The following is a 15,640-nucleotide window of genomic DNA, read 5'->3' as shown; positions in this document are numbered from 1 at the left end:
GGGGGGTGGAAACAGGAAAGTGTCCGTCACCGGACCTGAATTTAAAAGTTAATCAAGTCCGGTTAATATTCAAGTTTCTGCGGAAATAGAAAGTAACAAAGGGAACAATCAAAGCGACTTCATTTCCTCTTCGTGTTTCTGCCTTAGCCGCTCGATCTGTTCATCTGCGAATAAATTGCCACTGGCCCGGATCTGCTCCACCTGTTTGTTGAACTGGTTGGTTTTCTTTGATATCCGGCGCTTTCTCAATTCTTCGTCTGACAATTTCCTGATCGGGTCATGCGGAAGAAAAACACTCCCACCAGACTCCACTCCTTTTAGCGTTTGATTCCCTTCGTGGTCAAATGAATCAAGGTTCATTTTGATCTGGTGATGCAAACCGGTTTTTCTTGTGTCGAGTTGCTTTGTCAGCATATCTTTCAGGTCTGGCCGTTGGGCAATCAGGCGCTGAATCTTTTCTCTCTCTGCGTCCGAGTATAGGAACGGCTGTTGCTTTTTACGCTCCTCTTCCCCCTTCAGGAAATCATTATACTTTGCCGATTGATTCCTGATCTTGATATCCGTTCCTGCCGTGTACCTGCTCTCCCCGACTTTCTGGTGAATCCGCTTATAATTAAGACACTGCAACTGATTAATAGCATTCCGTCCGTGCTGAATAAGCTCATCGTCAGAAAATCCTGTCGCAATCAGTCCGCCTGTCGCCACTTCAATCAGATTTTTCTCCATACTTCCGGGCTGTTGGACGATAGCCAGATCAAGGTGGTCTGCTCCCGGGATTTCTACTGGCCTGCCGGTCATTTTACCTTGGCTTGTCTCGTACACCTGATCGGGTGCGGTTTGTGAAGAATCTTTCTCAAACTGGTTCTTGTAGGCCTCATAGCTTGGTTGTCCATCATATTCTATTCTGACAACTTCATGTGGGTGTGGTTTATGACCTTTGACCGTTTTATATCCATTTCCGCCGGACTTTACTCCGTGTTTTGGCAAAAGATAAACCATATCTCCTTTTCTGTTTCCGTACTTAAGTTCGGTAATGTTCATTTGAGTTCCGGGCTTATGACCTCTGTTGACCGGCAAGGCGTTTACGTTAAAACCATCAGCATCAAAACCCTCGTTGATGATTGATTGTCTTACACGATTCTTTTCTTCATCCGTCTTACTCCTGATATCTTTGTGTTGAGCAATATAGGTTTTAAAAAACTCCTTCTCGGAAAGCAGCGCTGGTTTTTCGTGTTTCTCTTCCTTGTTGTGCCACCGGTGATTCTCAAACGTCAACTGGTGGTCTCCTGATGGTTTCGTCTGGCCTTCCATTGGTTTCTGTGCCGGAAATATGGATTTGAATATCCCAATCAGTCCGTAAAATAAGGATTTTGCCACTACTCCGAAAATCTTCCATGGGAGTTTGCTGGTCAGTTCCCGGAACTGCTCTGTCTGGGTAATCTGATTTAACTCGTCCGGGGACCAGTAGCCACTATTCGTCAGGTTGGTGTAAGCATCGATGTCTTCCACAAACGGGTTTTCCGGGTCGTTGGCTGCTGTAACCTGCTCAATAAACCTGGCAAGTACCTCTGAGTCTTTATTCAGATAGAGGGCTGTCCGCATATCTGCCGGGTAATGTTGCCGGAGCGCTTCGGTCGTCTGCTTCATGGATGGATAGGATTTCAGTTCATTACATATCCATTTGAGTTCGCTGTCGGTTCCCGTCTCTTTGAAAAAGCCACTGAAATCCAGAAAGTGGGTAAACTCATGAATGATGTTGAACGGATCTCCATAGTAAATCTGAATCAGGTGAACGTCCTTCATGGTCCCGTCCTCGGCTTCCCATGTGTCGGATGTGTAGGTAGCCTTTATCTCATCCCGACTCAGGGCGTATGTTGCCCGGTTGACAATCAGAATCAGGCCCTTCTCCTTCACGTACTCATAAACGTCCGGACTGAATGAGTTGTGTATCAGTCCAGGCAGCCCGGGGAGGACCTGAGCAAGAAACGGGCTGATTTCGTCATGCAATTCAAGGGTAATCCCGTGTTGAGCGAGGTCGTTAATCGTTTGCTCTGTCTCTGGCGATGAGAATTCCGGCCGGGCATGCAGATCCTCGGAAATATCATGCTGGGTATCCATGTCGGCATGGACCCGCTCAACGTCAAGCATCTCATTTGCCACATAACTGTTCATGACGTAAAGATGCCCGGTGTCAAAGAAACTGTAATGCCGGTTATAATCCAGCGTATCGGCTTTTCTGATTTCCGGTTGGCCGGAAATATCCGTGCTTCTATAAACTCTGTGAACAGAATCTGTTGGGAAGAGAATAATACTGACTTCATCCGGAGCAAGGGTGACCAAATACGGTTCCCCAAAATAGCGGACCGTCATGGCTGTCTCTTCCGATCTCAGGTCGTAGGCGGAAACCGGCAGGCTCCTGAGTTGCCTGATCTGGTTGGTGGTGTAAAGTTCATCCCAGATTTCGAACTGGACACCAGCTGTATAAAGGGCGTTCCATGACCGGACCTCCCGTTTTGTGAATGGCTGCAGGTGTTGAACCGGGACCCCGATCTTAATTGAGTATTGACCGGGGTGATAATGGGTAAACAGGAACCGGACCAGATTCCGTGCATCTTCCATTGTCTCCATTCCAGCCTTTTCCATTACGATGGACTGGTGTTTTCCGTCTTCTTTGTTTGAGATATCAAACCGGACGGATTTCAGGTTGTCCAGTTTGAAGAACCCCATAAAAGCCAACTCAGGGAACGGAGAGTTCATTAACTGGTCGGATATTTCCTGCATGCCGGCATATCCGATACTGATCTGTTCCTGCCGGATGTTATCGTTAAACAACTGCCAGCGCCGTATTTGACCGTTGTCAATCGGGGCAAGTGTCAAGGTGTGTCCCTGTGGATTCACCTTAATCTGTCCGGTGATTAACTGAAAAGCAGAAATTGACTTGGCGACCTCTGAATAGCCTTTATGCGGATCCGATCCGTGAATGTCCCTGATTGCGTCCAGATAGGCTTTGAGTGGTCCGGTGTGGTTCCCGGCTTCCTTCCTGTGATATTCGGCCACTTTATCCAGGATAAACCGGCTGCGGTCGCTTACTTTTCCGGTCTCGCCGGTGAACATATCAATGTTCTGGGCCTTGGCGTGCTCGTCAATGGCGGAATCAACATCTTCCTGTGATAGCCCGTGTCCCTTCAGATACTCATCCATGTGCTGCCGGAACTGTGGGTGCTTCCCCATGGTTCCTACCCAATCCGAGTAGTTCAGGTGTTTAATTGTTGGGCGCTTTGACTCAGCTTTCGGTGCAATCTCTGTCTGAATCCAATGGGGACGGCCGAGTTTATCATACCCTTTATAATTCTTAGGATTGGTGCTGATCTGTTTCATGCCGTCTTCCTGATCGTGCTGATTGGTTTGCCCTTATATGCCTTGGACCGTACCATTTCCTCGAAGCGCTCCCGGTCAAATATTTCCATTGAACCATAAAAGCCTGGCCGGTCATACTGCTTTTGATATGCTTTTTTCGCTTCGGTGGCCGATGAAAACCCGAGCATCACCTTGTCTTCATCATACTTTCCGGTAACAGGGTCGTTCTGGTGGATCACAAATACTTCGGAAAAATCTTCATCCGGCCCGATGTAAACGTCCAACTGATCGCCATCCGTCCCCTCAGTCCGGCGAATGTATCCGTAATCGTGGTGCATTTTTACCTTCCAATGGTGCCCGTCTTTGTCCGCGCCCTCCCGGTAAGTTCCCTTTTTATTCTCAATGGAAATTGGAAGACCGGCGAATGTCATTTGTTTGATCTTATACCAAGACTTTGTGATAATATCCCAGTCTCCCTGAAACAAAGAAATGACCGACTTTACTACGTCTTTTAATCCTTTCGAGTTATCATCCTTTGGGAAATGGTCTTGCATGATCTCCAATAACCGCTTATCTTTGATCTCAGAGGAAGGAAGACTTTCGATGTGCCCCAGCCTTGATATGCTGGCTACCACGTCAACGAGTTTTCCTTTTTCTATTTCTGTGAGCTTGTGATCGTAGTAACGCCTGCCTGCCTTCCCTTTTTCCACCGCAACGTCCGCTTTTACAACGTAATCAACCCCGTTTATCTTAATTCCAACGACAAAGTATTGGTACTTCTTGATCCATGGTAAGTTATGAGGATTCTGATTTTCTCTTTCTCCAATATAAATTGAACGCTTAATAATTTCCGGGATGGCTACTACCGATTGAAGGTGCTGAACATCCGGCATGTCGTGCCTGGTTATCTCATCATACGCGGTTTTCATTAGATGAATTTCAGAACCAGTATCAATATTTTTAAATGATGTCTTTGCCCCTTTGCCGGATGATAAGAACTCGAAAGGTGGTTCATTCCTGCGGACTTTTTCAGAAATTGTCTTCCTCAAGCCACCCCAGCTTGTATCCGTGGATATTTCATGTCCGGTTATATCAATGGGTTTGGATGCAATCAATTTTGCGATTTGTTCAGTTTTTACGCTATCTGGTAGTCTTAACCACCTGTTTTTCCCGCTTGGTCCAGCGTTAAGGTGCCTGTATTTTTCTCCGAATAACCGGACTTCCCCTTGGGTTGACTTCGCTATCCAGTCAAACCGGTTGGAGAGCTTGAGGAAATAAGCCGATTTCCCGAAGGCAGCAAACATATCCTCCTGGTTTTCATCGACAAAGTGAAGTTTATCATGAAGGCCTGAAAATTCAGCTCTGAGCGTGGCAAGGTGTTTGTCGGCTTCATTCTTCCACTGGATCATTTGATCGGTGGTTGGTACCTTCCCTGTTGATTCCTTGTGAGCCTTTGACCGGGCATCAACGTAATTACTGACGTGGCGTTCCTGCTGCTCCTGACTGTCTGATGCCCCAAACATAGGTTTAAGTTCTTCGTACCGTTCCCGTTCCTGTTCGTCAAGGTTGCGGAAATTAGCCGGGGCCTGATCTGTCTTTTTGACCGAGGTAAGAACATCCAGATTCAGCGGAGTGTTCTCTGTGAAATTCCCGTCTGCAATCCGCATCTGGACCGCCTGATCGATCTTACTCATGATGGCCGTTTGCGGTCTCATCATCTGTCCGCCGGGTCCTTTGACTTCCTTCTTCCGAAGCAAATCCATCAGCTGGTCTTTGTTATTAAACAGGTGGTCGAAAATCTGTTGTTCGTGGTAATGGGAGAGCTGTGGGTACGTCTTTCGCATACCGGCAACACCGTCCGCAAATTTATCGACCTTCATTTCCTTGTAGGCCGGGTCATCCATCTTTTCCCAGAACATTCCATCCCGATCAAGGTGGGAAAGTTTGTGCAATTGATTGATTTCAGGAATCCGCTCTTTGCTCCATCCCATTTCTTGCCGGATGGACTCTGCGAAGTTTTTCCCGCCTCGCTCGTCTGCCCACTTCCTGACTTTATAGGCCATTTCCTTCTGGTTTTCCTTCTCGCCCTTATTATTGGCCTTATCGCCAAGTTTTACGGCCTCTGGCTTTGTCCCTGTAAACTGCCGGGTATAAAATGCCGGTATCTTCCCATAAATGGCGGCATGAAGTTGGGCACCAAGCGTCCGGTGATTTCCACTGAATACATGGAAAGATTGGCCACCATCTGGTGTATGGTACTGGACTGGCTCTCCTTCCTGCTCCGCTGGATTCCATGAAAGACCATAACCTAACGCTCTGGCAACGTCAGTCTTATCGCGTCCTTGATAATCTGAATGCTCGTCCGTCGGGTCTCCGATATTCAGTTTTGCCATTACAGATTCTGGGGTAACTCCCGGGGGAAGTAAGTGAGTGTTTTTACTCAATTCATTGAGTAATTTCTTTTTATCCACTTTATGAACCCGAAGGGAAAGCGGATTAGTCATCCCGACCGGACCGAATTGATTAACCGGCGCATGCTCACTAATCGGTATCGGTAATTCATCATCTGGCATCCGGGTGGCAATAACCGGATTGGTGCTTCCTTGCTGGCGCTCCTGTTCGTGGGTTCTGATTGCTTCCTGTTTAACCGCTTCGTGTGCATTGGCAAGCGTTACCCCGTCCTGTCCTTCCAGATTGTGTAAGGGAAGACCGGATCCGTTTTCGTCCGTGAAATGCCCTGCCAACTGGTCCTCTTGACGCTTCTGATCGGTGATGGCTTGTCCCAATCCGTGGGTCAATTCTCCGTGCTGGTCAAGGTCTCCTAATGCTTCCACTTTGGAAGGATCCGAAAAATGCTCCTGCGTGACTGGATGAAGTTCTGCTGCCACTGCCTTGTCATTCATGATTGGGTCATGAACCGGGCTGGTGGTTATTTTTCCCGCCGGGTTGTCAATGGTTGGCTTGACCGATTCTTCCGGTTTGTCTGCCTTTGGCAAAACGTCCTGAGTAAACCGACTGTGTTCTGGTGTCCGTTTCTTTAACTGGATACCGAATGCCTGATGAATAGCATCGTGCTCAGTGAGTCCGGTTCCTGCCAATTGAGGGTGAGAGGACAGTTCTCTGACCATGGCCGGTATCAGTTCTGTCCCGAAATCATGGTCCCGGACCATCTGGTCAATGTGTTGCAGTGCCGGAAACTGGGTTTCTTCGTGCTCGGAGAACGGACGGAAGGACTGCTGTTCTGTTGCTACCGGTTTTATTTCCGGATCGGTGATCACCCGGGCACCCGAAAGAAACTCGTTCAACCGGTTGGCGATCATTGGTTTTTCGTGTGGCTTTGCATCGGCGAATGCGTCAAGGTGTTTTGAAACCACTTCCCTGAGTTGCCCAGGGGTTGTGTACTGTGGCAGGGCGTTTCCGTCTGCTCCCCGAATGTCGTTCCGGGGATTATTTAACCGTCCGTATGCCTCTGTCTTATGTGCCGGATCATGAAATTCCAGTTCACTCAGATTTGACGGGACATATCCACCGGTGGCGGATGAGACGGAAATCATGGTGTCGTGGGCCTTCTCGATCTGCCGATCTACCTTTGCCTTGGCTTTGGTTGACCGTTCGATATCAGAATGTGTCTGCCAGAGTTCCTTAATCAGCTGTCCGCTTTCTTCGGACGAGTGATTTCCTTCCGTGTGCATAGACGCGTGTTTTTCCGATAGAACGGCCAATCGTGCCCGTTTCTGTTCAATGTACCTCGCGTGTCCATCTGAAATAACCTGCAGATCATCCTTCTGCTTCCGGGCCTGATGATAGCCGACAATGTTTTTCGGAATCCGTGCACCGGTATAGGTCTGAGCGCGGAGAATGGCTTCCCTTGCTGTGCTGTGCTGAAGCTCTGCATGAGCAAGGTCGGTCACCAATCTGTTGCGAACGTCCGGATTGGTTTCCTTTTGTAGTTTGGCTTTGATGTCCTCTATTTGTTGCCGGTGGCCCTCTATTGAAGCCTGATGCCCTGTAATCGCTTCCTGACGGCTGACAGTCTCACTCTGCAGATTCTTCGTGGCATTTTCCGCGAATGCCTGCTGAATGGCTTGGTGAGCAGCGCTACTTGAATCGTGCTCACCGATATTATGGATGTTCCGTGCATTAACAATCGTTGGACGGGACGTTTGTTCATCAATTACTCCGGCTGCGAATTTTCCTTTGGCTAAAACCGTTCCTTTTCCAATATCCCCGACTTTCAGGTATTCAATCCGGTCTCCGTTCTGAATGGCTGCATAAACGGCCGATTTGACCACAAATGCTGCCTTATGATCCTGAATGAGTTGTAAGGGACTGAACTGCCCCAGATGGTCCAGCGAAACCCGGTCGTGACGTGATTCTGTCTGTCCTTCGTACTGGACCGAAACGGATCCGTCCTGATTGAATTGCAGGGTACCGGGTTGCAGGTTCAATACCTCGGTAAATGGGTGTTTACTGATCGTTCCATCTTCCCCCCTGGCCGTAACAGTCATGGTCTTCTGGTCAATGTCAACCAATTCGCGTTTATCGCCAGCGATGGTCCATTTCAGTGGATTGCCATTGAACCGGGTGACGATACGGTTTCCATCATGGGCCATCTCTGCGTGCGCTTCGCTTCCCATGATGTCGATTTTCTTCTCCCACCGGCCATGTTTCCCCATGGTGAACCCGTGCGCCTCAGCGTGTGCCTGCAGGTCGGATGCTCTGCGTTGGGCCTGACGGTTCTGCTCTTCCCATTGTCGTGCGCGTTCTTCACTATCAAGGCGCTGTTGCTCGATCTGTTGGTTGGCATCAGTGATGTTTTCTGCTCTTACGGGAGAATCAAAGGTCCCGTGGAACTGAAGTTTTCCGGTCTCCGGGTGGCGTAGCAGCAGGAGATTTCCTGCTTTATGAACAATGTCATGCGGAACAGAACCGATCAGGACTGTTGACTGATCGTGCTGATCGCCATTCCGGTGTGCTCCCAGTCTGGACTTTGTGTCGTTGTAATCAAAAACGTGCGCTCTGCCAATATCATCCCGTGCCAGTATCCGTCCGTTATCAAGGTCGTCAAGGTACTGGTAAATCCGGTCGTTCCTGCCCTTGAACGTGAACTCGCTTCCCTTTCCGAACCGGTGCTCAGTTGTCTTTGCTTCCGGTTGTGACTGACCTGTTGACGGGGCTTCTGCTTCACTGCCCTTTGGTTTTTCATCCTCAATCGGCCTGACGGATGTCCCTCGCTTCTTTCTGACCAGATCAACGATCTTCTGCAGGATGTTTGTCTTTGTAGCCTTGGGTTGTGCCGGTTGACCTGGTGCCACCCCTGACGGATTAGGGGTGGTCGTCCCTTCACTTGCTGCTGGCTTTTGTGCACCAGTTTGGTGCACTGGCTGGGCTTTTGGTGCCGGACTGTCTGTTGTGGCGCTTCCATCCTGCTCCCGCCACTCCCGTTTCCCGTTTGGCAATTCATACAGATAAATGTACCTGCTGGAAGAACCTCCGGGATATCTCGGGTTGTCCTTCCTCATGATGTACTTGTGATTGGGTCTGGTGCTTCCAATCCTGCTCTGTCCGGGAATCGCTGTTGGTACGGGGGTCGTCTGCTTGGTGGCTGATGGCAATTTAACCGGTGGCGGTCCCATGGAAACCGGGGCCGATTTGATGGTTGGTGCCTTGGCTCCCATGAATGATAAAGACTTCGCAATCTGGGTAAACTGCTCTTTTTGAATGGCGCTTACCACTTCTTCCGCATCACGTCTCATGTCGCGTGCTTCGGACTCCATGTCCAGATAGGCAATAAAACTCTTGGCGATAACAACCGTACCATTAACAGGAACCGGTTTCTTTGTTCCGTTGAACTGCTGAACAATGGCAATCGGGCCTACAATATCCGTGACGATGCCTTCCCGGACGACCACATTTTTCTGAATCGGAAGCGGATCCAGCGAGACTGGTTTGTAATTGACGGTTGTCAGGATTCCGGATGGCGTTGTGATCTTCTCGGTATAGAACCCGTTATCGACCGTTACCGATTTGGAAACCGGAGTGAGATCAAGACCCGTAAGCAGGAAGGTTCCGTATTGGGTCTGCATGACGTTTTCTTCTGGCAGAACAACCGGAATCCGGTTCTTCCCGGCCTCCAGGCTGACCGGATGAAACGCTTCAATCCGGTCGGTGCCGGTAAGTTCGATATAAAAGGTCTTGGTCTTGATCACAGGTCTATCGCCTCAAAAATGTAGGATGACTCACCCGATTGGACTTGAGACAGGTAATGGTCTCTCTGGCTCCTGCGGTGAAATGATCTCCATAACATCCAATTCCGGATAGCTGTATTTCGGAATTGAAATACAATCAAAAAGCGGGGAGATTTCCGCGTAATAGTTGTCGTCCGACAAAACCGTGTTTTCATCTGGTCTCATACGGCCCTCAATGTTTTAAATCGTGCAATCAGATTCAGTAACGGGGTGGCTTCTTCATCAAACCACTTCTGCCATTCCGCCGGATTCTGCTCTTTTGTGAGTATTTGACCGGCTTTCACGTAAACCAATGCAGGATTAATCATAATCCAGACGCACCTGCAATGGGGATGGGCGGGGATGACCGGGGTCCATTGTTCGTGGTGTGCCCTTGTCCGACCATCTCTGGTCTTAGGCGAGCTTGATCGTCCGATGTTTGTTTTTCCCGGCCAGATCACCCTGTCCCATAAAAAGGACCGTTCGGCATACTCCGGCGTGTCCTCTTTCAGGAATTGATAATCGGGAATGATATGGTCAGTTTTTATCACTAAAGTTCCGTCAATCATGTGCTTACAATGGTCGCAAGCATCTGGCATGGACCGTCCGAGATGAAGTGAGTGGTTCGGGCTGGCTGCGAGATAAGCGTTGGTCATTGAATGGGTAATCTCAAACGCTGCCACCCTTCTCCAATTCCGGTTAATTTCCTCCGGATCCGTTATGGCCTGCCTGATATTCTCAACGGTTTCTGATGGTCCATGTCCTTTCGCCATGGATTCCAGCAGAGAGTCTACCACTCGCTCCTTTGTCTGTTCGACTGCCCGGGAGATATGAACCGTTCCCTGCAGTTCAATGTCCTTCATAGCCCTGAGCGTCACCGGATCAATCTGATGTTGTTGAAAAAACGAACCGGTCTTTGCGGGTAGCGTGCTCGTGTCGATATACCGGCGTGGTTTAAGCGATTGCGACTGATCTGCGATGAGGATTCCTATCATCCCGGCTCTCAGAATGGAAGCCATGACCTGATCGGAAATGGGGGAAAGCAGGTCAGTCAGATATTGATTCAGAAATTGTATGTCCGATTGGTTCAGGTCAAGTTTTCCGGGTCTGAGTAGGTTTTTCCGGACAAACCCATCCACCTGATCAGCAATGGCTTTAAAATCAATGGCACGGGCTGCCTCTGATTCTATGTCGGACAGTTCACGGATGGCAAGAATCTTCCCGTCCAGCGGACTTACAATCGGCTTCTGGTCGGGATTAAACTTCTGTTGTAACATTGCGTTCTACCAATACAAGCTCGGACCTGTACGAAAACATGACGTAACGCTCTGTTCCTGCCCGGGTCCCGGTTAAATGGTACATGTGTCCACCTTGTGGCATAAGCAGAATACCTGTGACTATCCAGAGATGTCCATCAGGTTCCGCTTTGTGTCTCACTGTATCCCCGAATTCAAAATACGTCTCAATCGGTGGGATAATAGGCATTCGGATTGGTCTCCATTGGAATGTATTTGATGACTGGGACCGAAATCCCTTTGAGTTTTTCGATGACCACTATCCCGGCCGGTGTGGTGTGTGGGTTGTACCCGGAAACGTCTCCATGATCATCCTGCCCACAAAGTGACGGGAGTCTCACCGTGGCAAACGTGGCCTGCATGTTGATTGCCAGTTCGTGAAAGTGTCCGGTAACAATCACCAGAAACTTGACTTTCTTCGAAAAGTAGGTCAGTGAGATGTCCGCCGGCTTTTCTCTGATTAACCGTCCGTCTCCATGGTGACAGAAAACCCCTATTTCCCCCAGTTCATCCAGCGTGTACCGGTTATCATGGGGGTGAACCATGATGTTTTTTGAGTCTTTCTGATCAGTAACAACCGTGATAACCGTGTGAATCAGCTGGCTTGGCAGCCTGGCTTTGTCCTCGTCCCGTGTTTTACCCACCCGATCATGGTTCCCGCCTACCTTCTTTACGTTTACCGGGTTGATTGCGCTCAGAGAAATGATTCCTCCTGCCAGTATAATTCCCGCCTCTTTGATCTGATTATGCGGAGACAGGCGAAAGTGGCTCCGGTGGTCCGGGTGCATACCGTCTTCCATGGCAGTTTCAATGTCATCTCCCAGCAGGCGTATGTAGGTTGGAACGCCCGGATAGCGTTCAGCGATTGTATGAAATACTCGCTCGGCCCTTTCCCTCGCAATTTCCTCGTTATAAACCTCTGTACCTGTCCTGTCAACTGCTATTTTCCCGTAATGCCAGTCCGATATGAATGTCATCACCCATTCATACTGATCTGCAGGCTTCTCCTGCTGGTAATTGACCAGACGAATTTTGGGCTTACCCTCCACAATGGCATCAACCAACATCATTATATGATCGAGGAAATAAGCGTCCTTCTCTGCTGACCTTCTGTCAAGTTCCTTCGCATTTTTCAGCCATAAATCCCGGTATCTGGCTGTGAATTTTTCCCGCTTCTTTTCGTAGGCCTCTGCAAGTATCCGGTCATATACCTGCGTTTCCTGATCGGAGTCTGCCTCGATTTCACGTCTCAGGTGGGGTGGCAGGATATCCGATTGCTTCATCAGTTTCAGTCTGCCTTTAACCACATTCCATGCCTCCGGCGTAAGCATTGTGGCTCTCAAGACCTCTGCGCTGGTGTAATCGGCTCCGTGGACCGTATAAAGTTTATACAGTTCCTCAATCTGATTGGTCGTTAATTTGATCGCCTTTCCATCAGCGATCGGGAACCAATAATATCCACCCGAAATAGAGTATCCGTCCTCCGGCGTTGTGCTGACAGAATAGTGGCCAGGGTTGTTTTGCTGTGGCGTTGGCTCTGGTCGCTTCCCTGCCTTCCAATCATTCCACAACTGTAACTCCATGTCATTAAAGCGCACAAACATGGTCTCTGTCTCGCCGGTCTTAACGATTCGGTTCTTATACCGGTGAATCGAGTCCTTGTTCGCCTCAAGGAATTTCAGGTATTCATCGGTATTAACTCGCCTCCGCTTCATTCCGCCTGTCCTTCCGCTTCAAACCCGGTCAGTTTCTCCATCTCATCTGCCAGCCGGAGGTATCGCTTTCTGAATTGGGTCTCATGCTGGATGTACAGTTCACACTGCGAGATACCCTTTGATATGGTCACCCGGTCAAACCGACCATCAAATACCTCAACGATCTCCGATGGGGAATAGCCGTAATCAGCAAGCACACCCCAGACGATAAACCGCCGGTTGGTTATCTCCCGGATCTTTACTTTGTCCTTCAGTTCATGCTCATTGATTCCAAAGCAATTCTCAACCGCGATAAATATCTTTTCCCGGACGGTTTCTTTCCTGGGATCAACGTCAACGATTGCCATGCTCTAACTCCGCCTTTACAAACGATAAACTGGATCGGTAACCATCCAATGCGTGAACGAGGGCTGCATTCAACCTGTCTGCCAGATCGCTCCGGCGTGCCTGTTCTGCTGTTTTGGTGTTGATTATCCGTGTGATGGTGGTCGGGGCCAGCTTATCCAGCCGGGCTTCCGCCTGCAATGCTCTGAGTTCTCTCAGTTCGGCTTGTCTCTGGTGGTACTTTGAATCTGCAACCGTCTTTGCTGACGTTCCTGCCAGTGACGATAACAGAATGATCTGCTGACGAATGGATGTTGGGTCTTCCATGTCAACTGACCCGCTTATAGCGTCATCAATGACCTGAAGCAATTCGTCTATCTTATCCTCTGGGAGAATCTGCATCAGTAGGATGAGTGCATATTGATTACGCGGGTTGAAGTCTTCTCGGCATCCTTCATCGGAAAACCTCCCGGCCAACGTCCACCCTTCTGTTCAATCAGAAATCGCCGGTAACAGATACTGGCATCCTCCGGGGTCATGTGCTGGCATTCGCCTCCGGCGCAATAACCAATCGGCTGGGTATTCCCGTCCTTTGTCATGGTCATTTCGAATAGCCCGGATCCAATTCCTGATCCTGGTTCAGTCTCTACTTCTTTTGGTGTGTAGTGATACATTTTCACTTGCCTTGGTTAGTTCTATTTTGTGTATTTGATATTCAGCCAAATCAACATTTCCAGCTGATTCCTGCGGTTTTGAGCATTCCTTAATCATCTCGTCAAGACCATCCGGCCCGCAAACAAAGTGATTCAGGTACACTTCTTTCTTCTTCCAATTCACGAAGACGGCTGACATTGTGTACCCTACTAATTCTTTTCTCATCACTACATTAATTTTTGAACCATACTCTATTCATCAAATAATCCAGATAATCGTCTTCACTTTTGTCCGTTTCTTCCTGTACTTCTTGCAATTTGTGTAATTTGATCTGTCCGGCCAGAAATAAGACCGCTTCTGTCTCGGTCTCAACGGGGGCTGTCACAACCATCTTTTTCCCGTATATTTCAAAGAAAATCTGCTTCATCGCTAATTCAGGTCTCTTTGTGCTTTTACTGATTTATTGAACGTCTCAGCGATATACTCGATTGGAATCCCCCATGCTGTTGGCTTGGCCTCATCCGCCAGTATCGAGTTCCTGCTTTCTGCGATCGACTCTATTACTGGATTCAGAGACCCGGCACCTTCAAGTACATGCATGAACGGTCCGACATCGTTTAGCTTCCTGTCACCATCATAAACATCATACGTGACCATCAATGGGCCGGTAAATTCCCCGGTTTTGGAGTCAAAGTCTCTCCATGCCGGCAGGAATATTTCACCGATGCGCTTCCCGGATTTGTCTTTAACTGTTACCGTGGTTTTCATGACTGTCTGGCCCTTTCTGCATCGTATTTTTCCAGTTTCTCGCTTAAAAACTCCCGGCCTTGGGTGACAAGGCGGCCGGGAACCCCGATCAGGCTACTGCCCGATATTGAACTTCGTTGTTGCCATTTATTGTAACATAAACGCCATCCAACGCTACGCTGCACACCAGCCGGGACTCGAACCCGGAACGACCACCGTGAAAGGGTGGTGGCCTAACCATTAGCCTACTGGTGCATACGCTGTTGTGTTTGTCGTGCACGGTCTTTCCGCCCACTTACGATCATCCGGTTATCCGCGTGAAGATTCGCCCGGATCCACACAACCATTTCTTTCAATCTGTCAGCCTTTACTGCCTTTGCCCTTCATGCTTTCCCACAGGCGGGCTTTGATTACCGCATGCCGATCTTCTTCTTTGCTCGGCTCGTCATGCTTAAACAGGACAGTCCATTTCCACAAACCCGGCCAGGTCAGCGGGAAATCGCCTGCGACCGATACTATCAACTTATTCATCATACTCCCATGGTGCCGGCGCATCCATGCAAACCCAATAGAACCCAATACCGGTCAGGATGATCATCACCACTGTAAGAACCACCACAATCGTCTCCGGAATGAAAATCATCATCCCGAAGTCATTCCAGAGAAACACCAGCCGGGTCAGGACTGTAAACAGGTAAATAACTGTCAGTATTTGGGTCCGGGTGCTCATTTCTTTACTTCCTCTCTGATCATGTTCATCACGTCATTGTACCGCTGAGCGATCATAGTTCCGGCATCAATGCCGTGTTGTTGGATGCTTTTCACGTTCAATGCCAGCCTAAGTTTCTCGCAATATTCATTGAGTCCGGCGAGCTTCTGTTTGTTGTGATGAGGATAGTAGGTCAGGTGTTGGTACTTGTTTCTCTTGCAGAATTCGATGTATAGCTGGGCTTCCCGTTTGTTCTTCCCTACCGATTGGCTGATATGGTCAATCTCTGCGTTACTCATGAAACCGGTCGGATTTTGCCTTCCTGCTGCCAGCTGGCTGTAATATTTTTTCTTCTGATAAGTGGCCCTGCGTGTGATTGACAGTTCGTTCGGATCTTCGATGATGACTATTGTCTTTTCCGGGTCGTGGGACTTGATCAGGTCAAGAATTGGGAAGAATGTGCTCACCTGAATAGTCATCGTCCGGTCTTTCATTGTGACGATTGCCAGACCCGCCCGTACTCCCGGGTCTATTCCGATGATAGTTTCTATCATGATGCCCTCTGTAAAGTAATCGCCGGGTACTGACCAAAGCAGGAGGTGGCGTTCCCCG

Annotated in this window: 12 protein-coding genes and 1 tRNA gene; all 13 read right to left on the bottom strand. The window is 49.0% G+C overall.

Annotated elements, in window-relative coordinates:
* Positions 1–108: 108 nt before the first annotated feature.
* The 13 genes from HUU10_04410 to HUU10_04350 all read right to left on the bottom strand — a co-directional run bounded on the left by HUU10_04410 (position 109) and on the right by HUU10_04350 (position 15,582).
* Complete coding sequence (locus HUU10_04410) at positions 109–3,378, bottom strand: hypothetical protein (GenBank protein NUQ80833.1); 3,270 nt, start codon at positions 3,376–3,378, stop codon at positions 109–111.
* The gene (locus HUU10_04405) at positions 3,375–9,566 is read right to left on the bottom strand and encodes a hypothetical protein (GenBank protein ID NUQ80832.1); all 6,192 of its coding nucleotides are present in this window, start codon (positions 9,564–9,566) and stop codon (positions 3,375–3,377) included. Before HUU10_04405 ends, HUU10_04410 begins: the two co-directional genes overlap by 4 nt.
* Positions 9,567–9,766: 200 nt before the next feature.
* Complete coding sequence (locus HUU10_04400) at positions 9,767–10,861, bottom strand: hypothetical protein (GenBank protein NUQ80831.1); 1,095 nt, start codon at positions 10,859–10,861, stop codon at positions 9,767–9,769.
* A gap of 185 nt (positions 10,862–11,046) precedes the next feature.
* On the bottom strand, positions 11,047–12,594 hold the full coding sequence (locus HUU10_04395) for a hypothetical protein (protein ID NUQ80830.1): 1,548 nt from the start codon (positions 12,592–12,594) through the stop codon (positions 11,047–11,049).
* Positions 12,591–12,941 (bottom strand): hypothetical protein, encoded by a 351-nt coding sequence (locus HUU10_04390; protein ID NUQ80829.1) that lies wholly within the window; start codon positions 12,939–12,941, stop codon positions 12,591–12,593. Before HUU10_04390 ends, HUU10_04395 begins: the two co-directional genes overlap by 4 nt.
* Positions 12,928–13,320, bottom strand: a complete 393-nt coding sequence (locus HUU10_04385; protein ID NUQ80828.1) for a hypothetical protein — start codon at positions 13,318–13,320, stop codon at positions 12,928–12,930. Before HUU10_04385 ends, HUU10_04390 begins: the two co-directional genes overlap by 14 nt.
* The gene (locus HUU10_04380; protein NUQ80827.1) at positions 13,320–13,517 is read right to left on the bottom strand and encodes a hypothetical protein; all 198 of its coding nucleotides are present in this window, start codon (positions 13,515–13,517) and stop codon (positions 13,320–13,322) included. The genes HUU10_04385 and HUU10_04380 overlap by 1 nt, the downstream gene beginning before the upstream one ends.
* Before the next feature lie 287 nt (positions 13,518–13,804).
* On the bottom strand, positions 13,805–13,999 hold the full coding sequence (locus tag HUU10_04375) for a hypothetical protein (protein ID NUQ80826.1): 195 nt from the start codon (positions 13,997–13,999) through the stop codon (positions 13,805–13,807).
* A gap of 2 nt (positions 14,000–14,001) precedes the next feature.
* Complete coding sequence (locus HUU10_04370) at positions 14,002–14,340, bottom strand: hypothetical protein (protein NUQ80825.1); 339 nt, start codon at positions 14,338–14,340, stop codon at positions 14,002–14,004.
* 161 nt (positions 14,341–14,501) lie between these two features.
* Positions 14,502–14,574, bottom strand: a tRNA-Glu gene (locus tag HUU10_04365).
* A 105-nt stretch (positions 14,575–14,679) separates the two neighbouring features.
* Positions 14,680–14,850 carry a hypothetical protein gene (locus tag HUU10_04360; protein NUQ80824.1) on the bottom strand — a complete coding sequence of 57 codons (171 nt, stop codon included), beginning with the start codon at positions 14,848–14,850 and terminating at the stop codon, positions 14,680–14,682.
* Positions 14,843–15,049, bottom strand: coding sequence for a hypothetical protein (locus tag HUU10_04355; protein NUQ80823.1), 207 nt, complete (start codon positions 15,047–15,049; stop codon positions 14,843–14,845). Before HUU10_04355 ends, HUU10_04360 begins: the two co-directional genes overlap by 8 nt.
* The gene (locus tag HUU10_04350; protein ID NUQ80822.1) at positions 15,046–15,582 is read right to left on the bottom strand and encodes a hypothetical protein; all 537 of its coding nucleotides are present in this window, start codon (positions 15,580–15,582) and stop codon (positions 15,046–15,048) included. The genes HUU10_04355 and HUU10_04350 overlap by 4 nt, the downstream gene beginning before the upstream one ends.
* Positions 15,583–15,640 lie beyond the last annotated feature (58 nt).

The organism is Bacteroidota bacterium (genome assembly GCA_013360915.1).
Lineage (GTDB): Bacteria > Bacteroidota > JABWAT01 > JABWAT01 > JABWAT01 > JABWAT01.
This window is presented reverse-complemented; position numbering and strand designations above follow the sequence as displayed.